This is a genomic window from Neobacillus niacini NBRC 15566 (assembly GCF_001591505.1).
Lineage (GTDB): Bacteria > Bacillota > Bacilli > Bacillales > Cytobacillaceae > Neobacillus > Neobacillus niacini.
This window is the reverse complement of record NZ_BCVA01000080.1, coordinates 1-14,079: the sequence shown is the minus strand read 5'-3', so window position 1 is coordinate 14,079 and position 14,079 is coordinate 1. Positions and strand designations below refer to the sequence as shown.

Below are 14,079 nucleotides of genomic sequence, written 5' to 3'. Positions count from 1 at the left end.
TTGTATTTCGGTCATCATGACCACTTCATGGTTACCACTTTTTTAAATTTTCTTGGATTTCGGTCATCATGACCGCTTCATGGTTACCACCTTTTTGAAATTTCCATTAAAATTGGTCATCATGAGCACTTTATGATAACGACTTTTCGATTTCAATCATCATATAGGTTATTAATATAATCACAATAAAAGGACGCCCCAAAGTTATCTTTGGGGCATCCTCAATTATTAATCAACATAGGAACCATTATAATAATCATCCGTTTAGGATAGTTCCCCAAGGACGATTCTGAAGTTAAAGCCAGCCCCAACAGCTTTCTTAATGGAACCATTGTAAGGGAACCATAACGATGGATGGAAAGAGAGTTAAGATGATTAGAATAATAATTTCTGCAATTAAAAATGGCCAAACGCCCTTCATGATATCATCCATACCAATTTTCCCTACCCCTGCCGCAACATTAAGAACTGTTCCAACAGGTGGTGTTAAAAGACCGATACAGTTATTCAATACGAATAATAACCCAAAAAATACTGGATCAATTCCTGCTTGTGTGACCACAGGCATAAGTACCGGTGTAAGAATTAATATAGTTGGTGTTACATCCATCGCCGTTCCAACAATAAGGACAATTAAATTGATGATGATGAGCAGCGAAAGTTGATGATCCATAAACGGCTCTAGCAATGTGATAAGTTGGCCAGGTATATTTGCCACTGTGATTAACCAACTGGATACCATCGCTGCCGCGGCTAAAAGCATGACAATACTAGTTGTTTTGGCTGCAACCACTAATACCTCATAAAGTTTTTTTAACTTTAATTCCCGATAGATGACCAATCCAACAAACAAAGCATAAAAAGCAGCAACAGCAGCCGCTTCGGTCGGTGTGAAAATACCACCCCGTAATCCGCCGATAATAATGAGCGGCATAAGTAATGCCCAAAAGGCAGAGCGAGTGGCTTGCCATTTCTCCTTAGCTGTCTTACGCGGCTGGGCAACTGTCTTATCTTTTCTGACTACAATTGTCCATGTTATGGTTAATGATATCGCAAGCAACAAGCCGGGTACGATGCCAGCCATAAATAACTTAGAAATAGAAACTCCTGCTGTCACCCCAAATACAATCATCGGAATACTAGGAGGAATGATTGGTGCAATAATTCCTCCTGCTGCAATTAGCCCTGCCGAACGGTTCCTATTGTACCCTGCACTTACCATCATCGGAATAAGAATGGCACCAAGCGCTGCTGTATCCGCTACAGCTGAACCGGATAATCCGGCAAACAAAACACTCGCAAGAATCGCTACGTACCCTAACCCACCACGAATATGGCCCACATAGGCCATCGCAAAGCTAATGATACGTTTGGATATTCCTCCTGCGTTCATTAACTCTCCAGCAAGAATAAAGAAGGGAATTGCCATAAGCGGAAAATTATCTGCACCATCAATTAAGTTGGCTGCTAAAATTTGCGTATCAAAATTACCCAAAAACAACATGAGAATAATGCCGCTGAGTAAAAGTGCAAAAGCAATGGGAACGCCAAACGCCATTACACCTAGAAGTGAACCTACAAAAACGGCCAATGTCATGGCGTCTTCACTCCCTTTCCATCATTCGTATGTTCAAGCTCAATTTGTTCGACAAGTTCCTCCGAGTCGGTAGTCATGATAAATTCATTTTCACTCATTTTGTTAAAGAAAACCCGAAATAGTCTTAGAATAATTATAAGGCCCATGCATACACTCATAACCATACCAATCATATAAATATAGGCATAAGACATACCTGTAGCAGGTGCTGACTGGTCTATATTCATTACGGTCAACTTCCAACTTCCGTCGAATACAAGAATCAGCGTGATGAGCATAAGTAAATTACTAATTATATACATAATCTTTTTCCCTTTTAAAGGAAGCTTCTTTACAATCGAGTCGACTCCTAAATGCTCATTATCTTTCAATGCAAGAATGGCACCTAAGAAAATTAACCAGATAAATAAAAACCGTGATACTTCTTCAGACCATGTAATTCCTGAATTAAAGGCGTAGCGCAATACAACATTTCCAAATACAAAGATCGCCATAAGTGAGAGAAATAGTGCGATGATAAATTTTAAGAAGGAATTAACCTTTTGGATCAATACTTCCACTAAACACATCCCCTTACAAAAAAGTAGAGCAGGGTTCCATAAGAACCCTCACTCTTTCAATATGATTAATTTCCCTGCTGTTTAATTTTCTCTACCATTTCTTTTGCCCACGGATATTCTTTATAGTAAGATTCGTACAACGGTTGAACAGACTTCTCCATTTCATTCAGGAATTTTTCATTTGGTGTTACAAATTTCATTCCTTTTTCAATGAGAAACTTTTTATCAGATTCGTAGTTTTCCTCAGATAGCTTCCACTCGTAATCAGCATATTCTTTCGCTGCCTCTTCTACAGCCTTCTTCTGTTTATCAGATAACTTATCCCAAAAGGCTTGGTTTACAATAAGTACATTTGGAGTAAAACCGTGGCGTGACTCTAAAATATGTGATTGAACTTCATAAAAACCAGAAGACTTTACAACCCCAATTGGATTATCTTGAGCGTCAACTACTTTTTGTTCCATTGCTGTAAATACTTCAGATAGCGGCATTGGTGAGACATTGGCTCCTAATGCTTTACCCAACTCTACAAACACAGGTGTATTAGGCATACGCAATCTAAGTCCTTTAAAATCATCCATACTAGCAACTTCTCGATTGGATGAAACCATTCTAAAGCCGTTTGCAGTCCACGCTAACGTGTGAACACCATGAACCTTTGCCAGCTCATCCGTCATTTCTTTTCCGATAGGACCTTCCAATACTGCCTTTGCATGTTTGAAATCTTTTACTAAGAAGGGTCTTTCAATAACACCCATTTTAGGAACATCCGCCTGCATAATCATTCCAGGGATCCCCATCTCAATTGTCCCATTACGAACACCGGTATAAAACTCTTTTTCCCCGCCTAGTTTATTGTTTTCATAGATTTCTACTTTTAACGTTCCACCCGACTTTTCTTCAACTAGCGGTTTAAACTTTTCCTTCAGTGCAACATTTTGAGGATGATCGATTGCGTAGTAATTAGCTACCTTGATTGTATAAGATTGGTCTTTACTTCCCTCGCTGCCCTTACTATCCTTGTTAGTCGATGCTTGATCAGCTTTACTTCCGCAAGCAGCTAAAATAGTTGTGATCATAAAAACGATTGCTAAAATCATACTCCACTTTTTCATTATCTTATCTCCCCTTTTTTATTGTGTTTTTCCCCCGTATTTAACTGAACTAGAATGTAATCATTGCCTTTATTGTGTTTGACTCTGGTTTAGAAAGGGTTTCAAATTCTCCAATAATTTCCTCAAACGAAGTTTTTGAGGTAATAAAGGAATTGGTATTCACTTGCCCTTGTTTAATGGTTTGAATTACATACTCAAAGTCTTGCCTTGTCGCATTTCGACTTGATAATAGAGTTAATTCCTTTCTATGAAACTCTGGATCGGGGAAAGAAATATCTGCCTGAACCAGTCCAACAAAAACAAGTCGTCCACCATTTGCAGCATATTTGTATGCGTTATTCATTGAATTTACATTACCAGTAACATCAAAGACAACGTTTACAAAATCACCATTCGTTATTTTGTTGATTGCTTCAATGGCATCAGAAGAAGAAGGATTGATCACGTAGTCAACATCTGCCCAATTTTTGCAAAAGTCTAACCGTTTTTCATTCACGTCTATGGCAATTACCTTTGCTCCGGCTAGTTTAGCAAATTTCATTACCCCTAAACCAATCGGTCCAGCACCGATGACAGCCACAAATTCAGAGGGTTCAATGTCTGCACGTCTCACTGCATGTGCACCAATACTCAAGCATTCGACTGTAGCTGCTTGCTCTAACGTGATATCATTGGTTTTCATTAAGTGAGAAACAGGAATCGTCATATATTCCTGCATACCACCATCAGTATGTACCCCCAAAACCTCTAACTCTATACAACAATTTGGTTTTCCATTACGGCATGCAATACATACTCCGCATTCTAGATAAGGAATAATCGTTACTTGATCACCAATAACATAATTCTTTTGGTTGGTTTGAATTTCGACAATTTCCCCTGCCAATTCGTGACCTAAAACCCGTGGATAACTGAAATACGGCTGGCGTCCCCGATAGGCATGAAAGTCGGTCCCACAAATTCCAACGCGACGAATACGAATTAATGCTTCACCTTCTTTTATAGAAGGCTTTTTAACATCATTCATAACAAACTGATTAGGTTTTTCACAAACAAGACTTTTCATGTTGTCTTCCTCTCTTTTCCGTTTGAAATCTAAATGAAAAATTAATTGTGTCTACAGACATAGAACCATCCCCTCATGGCAGCGTTTACATATAATCCATAACATAATTCCTTCATTTAAAAATACATAGTTTATTCTTTGTGAAGTGTGACATGTCACACTTCACATTTTTAGAATAAATGCCTTCTGACTAATTGTCAACACTTTTTTGAATTGACTGATAAGTGGGTTGACTCAGAATACAAAATCTGTTATCTCCACACTATAGATTGAAGATCTTCTATCAAAAAGAATTGACGATTTGCAGATCATTCATTATAATTTTTATTGTATCTTAATTTTACTAATATTTACTTTTATTATTTGTGATATGTTACACATTACAATCTAAGATCAAGGGGGTGAATAGAGTTTGTCCAGTGAAATCGAAACTTCACTTTTAACGAACCAAGTTTATAAGGTACTTAGGGGAAAGATTATTGATGGAAAATATAAACCAGGTGACAAACTAGATATTTATAAGCTTGCAGACGAGTTCGAAGTAAGTCGTTCTCCAGTAAAAAGCGCAATTAATCAGCTTGTTCATGAAGGCCTGCTCGAAATCGTCCCTCGTAAAGGAACCTATGTCACACAATTACAATTTACTGACTTTATTGAAGTCCTTGACGCACGCTTAATGATAGAAATGTGGGCAGCACAGAAAATTATCCACACAGTCTCCGATACTCAACTTGAAGAATGGGGAAATATTGTAGAGAAAATGGATTCGTTAATAGCGGTGAATCCATTCCCTTTTGAGTTGTATATTGAATTAGATGTTGCATTTCATAAAGCCTTAGTTGAATGGTCAAATAATAAAAAAATCAAGGATATATATGGTTCTCTAAATACACATGTTGCCTTGTCTCGTATTGTGCATCCAACCTCCCTAGAAAGCACAATTAAAAGACATAGCCACCATCATCGTTTAGTTGAAGCCATGCGGGAACGTAATCTCCCCACTTTCCTAGGTGTATTAAAGCTTCATATCGAAAGTCTAAAAAAAGAATCTGAGCTATGCTGGAACGATTTTGCAAGATAAATCCCTCCCGTTATGGCTGAACAAAAACAATCTCTTCGGTGGGTATTAAACTGTAAGAGGTTGTTTTTTTGTTTTTATGCAATTCCTAAGCCAATGGGGTTGACTAATTTAGTCTCCCTTTTCTGTCTTTTCCTCTCAGGATTAAAAAAAAACGAGGAAAACTGGAGGAAATACTCCAATTTTCACTCGTTTTAGGGTAGCTATAACAGCTTATTCACCTATTGCCTCGGTTACTCCACTGTTACCGATTTAGCTAGGTTACGTGGTTTGTCAACGTCGCAATCACGGTGCAGTGCAGCGTAGTAGGCAAGTAATTGTAATGGTATTACAGAGATAAGTGGTGTTAATAAATCATGTACTTCCGGAATGACGAAACTGTCTTCGTCCATGTTTAAACCCTTCATAGAAATAATGCATGGGTTTGCACCGCGGGCCACAACTTCTTTTACGTTACCGCGAATGCTTAAGTTCACACTTTCTTGCGTTGCTAACGCAATTACTGGTGTACCTTCTTCAATTAAAGCAATGGTTCCATGCTTTAATTCTCCACCAGCAAAGCCTTCAGCTTGGATATAAGAAATTTCCTTTAGCTTTAATGCACCTTCTAGACCGACATAGTAATCAATTCCACGTCCGATAAAGAAGGCATTGCGTGTTACCGCTAAAAATTCTCTGGAAATATGCTCAATAATCTCTTTTGAATCACAAAGGACTTCTATTGCATTCGCTACAAGACCAAGTTCATGGATAAGGTTAAAGCCCGGCTCAAGATTACGGCTTTTCGCTGTCACTTCCGCTAGGATCGCTAAAACAGCTAATTGTGCCGTATACGCCTTTGTAGAGGCTACTGCAATTTCAGGTCCAGCGTGCAGCAATAGTGTATAATCTGCTTCACGGGAGAGAGTTGAACCAGGAACATTTGTAATCGTTAATGCTTGATAGCCCATTTCTTTAATGTTAACAAGAACGGCACGGCTATCGGCAGTCTCACCACTCTGAGATATAAAGACAAATAAAGGCTTCTCAGAGAGAAGTGGCATATTATAGCCAAACTCACTAGAAATATGAACTTCAACAGGAATTTTAGCCAATTTTTCGATGAATTGCTTTCCAACAAGACCTGCATGATAAGAAGTCCCAGCGGCAATAATGTACACACGGTCGGAGTTGTTCATGGCATTAATGATTTCAGGGTCAATTATTAATTCACCTTGTTCATTTTGGTATGCTTGAATAATCTTGCGCATAACAGCAGGCTGCTCATCAATTTCTTTTAACATGTAATGAGGATATGTGCCTTTTTCAATGTCGCTTGCATCTAGTTCGGCAACGTAAGAAGTACGAGTAACTGTTTCCCCATCAAGGTTTTGAATGGTTACAGTGTCCTTTTTAACGATTACAACTTCTTTATCCATTAGCTCTACGTATTCATTTGTTACTTGAAGCATTGCCATCGCGTCGCTTGCCACAACATTGAAGTCAGAACCTAACCCAACAAGTAATGGACTTTTGTTTTTTGCAACAAAAATCGTATCACTGTTTTTTTCATCCAATAAAGCAAGGGCATAAGAACCGTGTAACAGACCCAGTGTCTTACGGAAAGCCTCTAACACCTCTAAGCCTTCGTTTACAAACTTTTCGACCATTTGTACAATGACTTCTGTGTCAGTTTCACTAGCAAACGAAACATCCGCTAAATATTCGCGCTTTAAAAGATCGTAGTTTTCAATTACTCCATTGTGAACTAATGTAAAACGTCCAGAAGTACTTTGGTGTGGATGGGAGTTTGTTCTGCTTGGTACACCATGAGTAGCCCAGCGTGTATGTCCAATTCCGATTTTAGCCAAAACATTCACATCAACGATCTTACGTAAATCAGCAATACGTCCCTTTTCCTTAAAGACATGAACTCCAGTTTCGTTCATAACAGCAATACCTGCTGAGTCATATCCTCTATATTCAAGCTTTTCTAAGCCTTTTAGTAAAATTCCTTTTGTATCATTTAATCCAATATATCCAACGATTCCACACATTTTTCTTTTCCTCCCTGATACAGGGGGCAAGAATGCTTTGGAGGCTCACCTTGCCCCCTTATCTCTGTTTTGAAAGGTATCTGTATATACCTTTTTCTATTTGTTGCTATGTTTAGTATGCGCATTTCCTTCTCTTTGTGCACCGAGTTGCCTCGATGTTTTAAAGAAGAAACAATCGGTTGTGCGTTCAACCGGGAGGTATCCGCCGAACATTCGATAAACCTCCTCCTCGTCAACTAACCCACCATGGTTAGTTCAGGCGCTTTTGATTATACTTTTTTCCTGCTATCCTCCTTTTGTAAAAATATGTTTGCTTTTGAAAAACAAAGCAAATTAATCGTAACTGATGAAACAACATTCGTCAACTAATTAATAAAAGACAAACTTGTTTACTATTACCAGTTACAAAATAAAATATGCATAGGGACTCATTAAAGTTCCCTATGCATATAGAATATACCATAACCTATTCTTTTAATTCCATTTCTGCTTTTACGACAGAAACAATTCGGTCTACATACTCCTCACACAATTCTTCTGTTGGTGCCTCTGCCATTACACGAACAAGAGGTTCTGTACCAGACGGACGAACGAGAATACGTCCGTTTCCGTTCATTTCTGCTTCAACCTGCTCTATTATGGTTTTTACCTTTTCATTATCTGTTACATGGTGCTTATCTGTTACACGAACATTAACAAGCTTCTGAGGGAATTTTTTCATGTCTGCCGCTAATTCAGATAATGTTTTCTTTGTTGCCTTCATAATATTAACTAATTGCAGCCCCGTTAATAAGCCGTCTCCTGTTGTATTGTAATCCAAGAAAACGATGTGTCCAGATTGTTCACCACCGAGATTAAATCCATTTTTCTTCATTTCTTCCACAACATAGCGGTCACCCACGGCTGTTGGTACACTGTGAATTCCAAGCGCTTCTAGACCTTTATAAAATCCTAAATTACTCATTACGGTGGAAACAATTGTACTATGCTTTAGACGGCCATGTTCCTTCATGTACTTACCGCAAATAAACATAATTTGATCACCGTCTACAATATTACCCTTTTCATCGATTGCAATTAAACGGTCTCCATCACCATCAAAGGATAATCCCACATCGGCACCTTTCTCTTTCACTATTGCCGCTAAGGCTTCTGGATGAGTCGAACCAACTCCAGCATTAATATTAATGCCATTCGGTGAAGCACCCATAACTGAAATGTCTGCATCCAAATCAGCAAATAGATGTGTCGCAAGTGATGAAGTAGCTCCATGAGCACAATCTAAAGCAATATGGATACCAGAGAAATCTTCATCCACTGTATTTTTCAAATATTGAAGATACTTTTGTCCGCCCTCAAAATAATCCATGACCTGGCCGAGATTAGCACCAACCGGTCTAGGTAATTGATCCTCTGTCATATCAATTAATTCTTCAATTTCATATTCCTGCTCATCAGAAAGCTTAAATCCATCAGGTCCGAAAAATTTGATACCATTGTCTGCCACCGGATTATGCGAAGCAGATATCATTACTCCCGCCTCAGCCCCCAGTGCTTTTGTTAAATAGGAGACACCTGGTGTTGAAATCACACCTAAGCGCATTACCTCTGCACCAATTGAAAGTAATCCAGCAACCAGTGCTCCTTCAAGCATATGTCCTGAAACCCGAGTATCACGACCAATCAGCACTTTTGGTCTGTCCTTGTCCTTTGTTAATACAAACCCACCGAAACGTCCCAGCTTAAATGCCAATTCAGGTGTTAATTCACTATTCGCCACTCCGCGGACGCCATCGGTTCCAAAGTATTTTCCCATTATCAAAATCGCTCCTTATCGTGTATACTGCTGTGTTTTATGCGTTGTCTCTCGTTATCGTAATTTTTGCTGATGATTTATCAGGTTTCCAATTTACATCAGATGGTCCATTGACTTGAATTGGTACATTATGATTACCTTCTGTAAATCCTGTTAAATCAACGAATATATTGAAGTTGTTTGGTCCAAGAACTTTAGAAGCTGCGCCGGGTCCAAAGACTAATAAATTTACTAATTGATTGGATGGGTCACTAATAACCGCTTCATATTGTTCAGATAATCCCCTGATATTTATAGGAATGCCTGATACAGTCGTCTCTTCCTCTTTTTTAACGACTACGGTGACCTGTACTGTTTCAGGTGTTACTTTCGTTATTCCATTTGAGATAATCACTGGTAAAGTAATCGTCGTATTTTCACTTATCTTACTTACATCGACCTCAACTCGGACACTATCAGTATCTTTTAGTACATCTTCTCCACCAGATATTACTGCTTCATTCACATCCAAGCCAATGGATTCAATCGTGACCCCTGCTGGCGGCGTTCCTTTTTCTATAATATTAATAGGAACTGTTTTTTCATTTCTTTTTATTGGTATGGTGACCTCAACTGTTGCCGGTTCAACCACTACATTGAGTTTATTGAACTCCTTATCAAGTACCTGTACCTGTACCTCTTTTGAGACTGTACTTTCAAGGAGATCTCTGCCTCCAAGCGCTGCCTTAACATATGTAATTCGATCAATTACATCTTTCGCACCTGTTATTTTCACCATTTTCGGTTTAACGGATGGTTGTCCCGCTGCATAACCATCTTTTATCAGTTCACTATTAAATTCAGCTTCAACCGAAAACTCAGTCGTTACTTTCTCTTGAATGGCTACGGTTAAAGAGCTAGGTTCGATTGTTGCTTTTAACTTTTCGGATAACCCGCTAACTTCAAATTTCACCTTTTGATTACCTATTTTAGCATTGGTTAAATCAACAAAAACCTCAAAGTTCTTTAAAGCCTTTGCGGACTGAACATGCGGCATTGGACCTTGTATGGTTACTTCCACCGTATCAGGTATTCCAGAAACTACAAGATTCTCGGTATCATAATAAGCTTTTACTGGAATATCAGCTAAAGTTTCTGTGGTATTTTCCCCTGGTACATTTATCTCTGTTGTTTTTCCTCCAGAATTTGGAACAGCAGAATAAAGCAGGACCGCCATTAATAATGCCAATATTTTTATAAACCAAGGATTATCCATCAGTTTATCCATTACTTTTCCCCCTCCAGTTCCAACGAGCTGAAGAAGCCGGTTTTACTTTCGTACTGGTAATAATTAAATCATGAGAAATCAATTCTTTAAATGCGTCTAATGTTAAATTTCGATGAAGCTCCCCATTTTTGGTTAAGGAAATATTTCCGGTTTCTTCAGAAACAACTATTGTAATACTGTCTGTGACTTCACTTATACCTAAAGCAGCCCGGTGTCTGGTGCCCAGCTCCTTTGAGATAAAAGGGCTTTCGGATAAGGGAAGATAACAAGCAGCGGCAGCTACAATATTTTTTTGGAGTATTACTGCCCCATCATGAAGCGGTGTATTTGGAATAAAAATATTTATGAGTAATTCGGAAGAAATTTTCGCATCTAGCGGGATACCCGTTTCTATGTAATCACTCATCCCAGTTTCCCTCTCAATGGAAATCAAGGCACCAATACGCCGTTTTGCCATATAGTCGGTCGCCTTAACAATGGCATCCACCATTTTCTCCTGCTCCTCATCATCCGGTCCATTGCTTCGTGAAAAAAAGCGCCCTCTGCCTAATTGCTCGAGTGCTCTCCGAAGTTCCGGCTGAAAGATAATGATAATAGCTAGGAATCCCCAATCAATCGCTTGCTGCGTTAACCAGCTAAGCGTATTTAGACCAAAAAACTCACTAACAACTCTTATTAGGAGAATAACAACGATTCCTTTTAATAATTGTACGGCTTTTGTTCCTTTTATTAGGTTTAACAGTTTATAAATAACCCAAGAAACAAGGAGAATATCAACAATACTAGCTAAATACTTCCATATAGTAAAATCCTCAAAAAACGGCATTGTTTTTCCTCCGTAAATTTGTCTAACTTATAACCAATTTATTATACCATAAATTAAACATGTACTTATTATTAATCATTCTAATCCAAATCATTAAAAAAGAAATCACTCACTACGAGTGACTTCTTACTATTATTCTTCACCTTCATTAAAGATATCAATTACTTCAAAAGCGACTCTTTTCATGTGATACCAGATCCAGTCGAAGACTTCATTAACCTCTTCTATTTGCCCTGTTACATGGCCAGCGGAAGCTAAATACTGTTCCCCATTAATCACTGTGACATCACCTTGGACTTCACCTTCGATTCTTAGCTCGCCGTTTCGGACAATTACATCACCTTTGACAACTTCTCCTTCCGGTACAATCACAGTACCGTTCTGAACAACTAGATTCTCTTGTTTGGAGACGGAAAACTCACGCTCCTGATTCCAAGTTGAAAATACACTTCCTGCCATAAGGATTAAAAATAATGACGCTGCCGCAATTAATGGATGATTTCGTAACCATCTTTGCATGCTGACCTTTTTCTTTTCTTTTGGCAGGCTGGCCATTACCTTCGCAGTAAAATTGGGAGGTGCCTGCATTCTAGATGTTCCTTTTACAACTGCAATCGTTCTTTTATATTCATTGAACAGAGTCTCACAGTCCTTACAGCTTTTGAGGTGGCTTCTTAAAATCATCTCATTTTCGGGGTCAATTTCTTCATCTAAATATTCATGCATTAACTCAACGATTTCTTCATCACACTTCAACGTGTTTCACCTCTTATCACACATAACGTAATTGTTGACGTAACGCCTCACGTCCTCGATGGATTCGCGTTTTGACTGTACCTAATGGTAAATCAAGAATTTCACTTATTTCATTTAAAGACAACTCTTCAATATATTTCAAAACAATAACAGACCTGTATTTTTCAGGAAGCTTTAAAATTTCCTTTTGAACGGATTCTTGAAGTTCAAGACTTTCTAACTCATTTTCAGGTAAAGGAGAATTGGATGCCAGCTGCGAGTACATCGTGAGGCCGTCAGTTCCCGAGACCTCTGCATCAAGATAGTAATCTGGCTTTTTCTTCCTCATCCTGTCAATACACAAATTTGTTGCAATCCGAAATAACCAAGTTGAAAACTTTAAATCCTGATTAAATGATTTGATATTAACATATGCACGGATAAAAGCTTCCTGTGCAATATCTTCTGCTTCGTGGCGGTTTCCCAGCATTCGATAACCTAACTGATAAATACTATTACTATATATCTCAACAATTTCAGCAAAAGCATCTTGATCGCCTTTTAAAACCTGTTTAATTCTTTTTTTTATAAGGGCTTCCATCTATTTTTCTCAGCTCCAATACAGCTATACAATCTTACGAATCAATAGCAAAAAGGTTTCACTATAAATAATTTCTTTCTTACATACTTTTTATATTAACAAATATTAACTATTTTGGATAAAGGGAAGCTTAAAAGTTTTTTAAAAGTGGGAAGGAAGTAGTGGAAGGAAAAATAACAGCAGCTTTCTTGGAAAGCTGCCTGCTTATGATTATAGTAATTTTTCACCAAACAAGGAGCCCATCAATTCAACTGCCGCCCTTGCTGTTTTATTCTTTTCGTCTAAAATCGGGTTAACCTCTACAAACTCTGCTGATGTAATAATCCCTGCTTCCTCAAGCATTTCCATTGCCAAGTGACTCTCTCGATAACTTATCCCGCCCATAACTGGAGTTCCTACACCTGGAGCATCATTTGGATCTAATCCATCTAAATCTAGTGATAAATGAACACCATCTGTATTTGCCTTTAAATATGCAATTGTTTCTTCCATCACTTTTGCCATACCTAGTCTGTCTATCTCATGCATGGTGTATACTTTAATGCCTTTATCTTTAATTAAGATTTTTTCACCTTCATCAAGAGACCTTGCACCAATAATAACCACGTGCTCTGGTTTTACTTTTGGAGCATAACCTCCTAAATCAGTTAAAGAGCGATGACCAATCCCTAAACTCGCTGCTAATGGCATACCATGTATATTTCCAGAAGGCGAGGTTTCTGCCGTATTTAAATCACCATGTGCATCATACCAAATTACCCCTAGGTTCGTGTAATGCTTGGAAACACCAGCTAAAGTTCCAATGGCTATGCTATGGTCTCCACCTAAAACAAGCGGAAATGAACCAGATCGAATGACTTCGTCCACCTTTTCTGCAAGCAAGGTACTTTTTTCAGCTACAAGATCTAGATTTCTTAAGTTAGATTCTTTATCGATAACCACTTCAGGTCTTCCAATCGGAATGTCACCCATATCATGAATTTCATCAAATAGTGGTTTTAGTCTCTCATTTATCCCCGCATATCGGATAGCACTAGGTCCCATATCAACTCCACGTCTCATTTGACCTAAATCCATCGGCATTCCAATTATAGATAGCTTCCTCATATTCTACCTCCTACCCCTTGTTATCTACTATTTTAACCGCTTTCAAGGCAATGACTCAACTCGACAAAATTATGTATATATATACGTAGTTTGGTTTTATAGTAAGGTTTTAGGTTTAAGAAGACGTGGTGGTTTGAAACGTAGATTGACTACGTTCATTATGAATGCTGTATAGTTCCGCTGTATCGATTCATTTGTTTATGATCACCATGACACTCCATGGTTACCACTTTTTCGTATTTCTATTGTTTTTGGTCACCATAAACATTCCATGA

At 38.3% G+C, this 14,079-nt stretch carries 12 protein-coding genes; 1 reads left to right on the top strand and 11 read right to left on the bottom strand.

Translation table 11 applies throughout. The features are described from left to right. Positions 1 to 319: 319 nt before the first annotated feature. Genes BANA01_RS28040 through BANA01_RS28025 form a run of 4 tightly spaced genes read right to left on the bottom strand, consistent with a single transcriptional unit; the run spans position 320 to position 4,338 of the window. On the bottom strand, positions 320 to 1,597 hold the full coding sequence (locus BANA01_RS28040) for a TRAP transporter large permease subunit (protein ID WP_063255583.1): 1,278 nt from the start codon (positions 1,595 to 1,597) through the stop codon (positions 320 to 322). Further along, positions 1,594 to 2,166, bottom strand: coding sequence for a TRAP transporter small permease (locus BANA01_RS28035; protein ID WP_157411914.1), 573 nt, complete (start codon positions 2,164 to 2,166; stop codon positions 1,594 to 1,596). Before BANA01_RS28035 ends, BANA01_RS28040 begins: the two co-directional genes overlap by 4 nt. Before the next feature lie 56 nt (positions 2,167 to 2,222). Continuing rightward, a complete protein-coding gene (locus BANA01_RS28030; RefSeq protein ID WP_063255581.1) occupies positions 2,223 to 3,272 on the bottom strand; it encodes a TRAP transporter substrate-binding protein in 1,050 nt (349 codons plus the stop codon). Positions 3,273 to 3,321: 49 nt separating this feature from the next. Beyond that, complete coding sequence (locus BANA01_RS28025) at positions 3,322 to 4,338, bottom strand: zinc-binding alcohol dehydrogenase family protein (protein ID WP_063255580.1); 1,017 nt, start codon at positions 4,336 to 4,338, stop codon at positions 3,322 to 3,324. Between the two features lie 412 nt (positions 4,339 to 4,750). On the opposite strand from BANA01_RS28025, the gene BANA01_RS28020 reads away from it, so the two are divergent. Further along, entirely contained in the window at positions 4,751 to 5,419 is a 669-nt protein-coding gene (locus tag BANA01_RS28020; RefSeq protein ID WP_063255579.1) for a GntR family transcriptional regulator, read from the top strand. A 230-nt stretch (positions 5,420 to 5,649) separates the two neighbouring features. On the opposite strand, the gene glmS is transcribed toward BANA01_RS28020, so the two are convergent. The 7 genes from glmS to rocF form a co-directional block, all read right to left on the bottom strand. Beyond that, entirely contained in the window at positions 5,650 to 7,452 is a 1,803-nt protein-coding gene (gene glmS / locus BANA01_RS28015) for a glutamine--fructose-6-phosphate transaminase (isomerizing) (protein WP_063255578.1), read from the bottom strand. Positions 7,453 to 7,918: 466 nt separating this feature from the next. Then, positions 7,919 to 9,268 carry a phosphoglucosamine mutase gene (gene glmM, locus BANA01_RS28010; protein ID WP_063255577.1) on the bottom strand — a complete coding sequence of 450 codons (1,350 nt, stop codon included), beginning with the start codon at positions 9,266 to 9,268 and terminating at the stop codon, positions 7,919 to 7,921. A 37-nt stretch (positions 9,269 to 9,305) separates the two neighbouring features. Continuing rightward, positions 9,306 to 10,535, bottom strand: a complete 1,230-nt coding sequence (locus BANA01_RS28005; protein WP_063255576.1) for a CdaR family protein — start codon at positions 10,533 to 10,535, stop codon at positions 9,306 to 9,308. Continuing rightward, complete coding sequence (gene cdaA / locus BANA01_RS28000) at positions 10,528 to 11,361, bottom strand: diadenylate cyclase CdaA (RefSeq protein ID WP_063255575.1); 834 nt, start codon at positions 11,359 to 11,361, stop codon at positions 10,528 to 10,530. The genes BANA01_RS28005 and cdaA overlap by 8 nt, the downstream gene beginning before the upstream one ends. 132 nt (positions 11,362 to 11,493) lie before the next feature. Continuing rightward, positions 11,494 to 12,117, bottom strand: a complete 624-nt coding sequence (locus BANA01_RS27995) for an anti-sigma factor family protein (RefSeq protein ID WP_063255574.1) — start codon at positions 12,115 to 12,117, stop codon at positions 11,494 to 11,496. A gap of 16 nt (positions 12,118 to 12,133) precedes the next feature. Then, on the bottom strand, positions 12,134 to 12,697 hold the full coding sequence (gene sigW / locus BANA01_RS27990) for an RNA polymerase sigma factor SigW (protein ID WP_063255573.1): 564 nt from the start codon (positions 12,695 to 12,697) through the stop codon (positions 12,134 to 12,136). Positions 12,698 to 12,907: 210 nt separating this feature from the next. Continuing rightward, complete coding sequence (rocF, locus tag BANA01_RS27985; RefSeq protein ID WP_063255572.1) at positions 12,908 to 13,804, bottom strand: arginase; 897 nt, start codon at positions 13,802 to 13,804, stop codon at positions 12,908 to 12,910. Between the last annotated feature and the right edge of the window lie 275 nt (positions 13,805 to 14,079).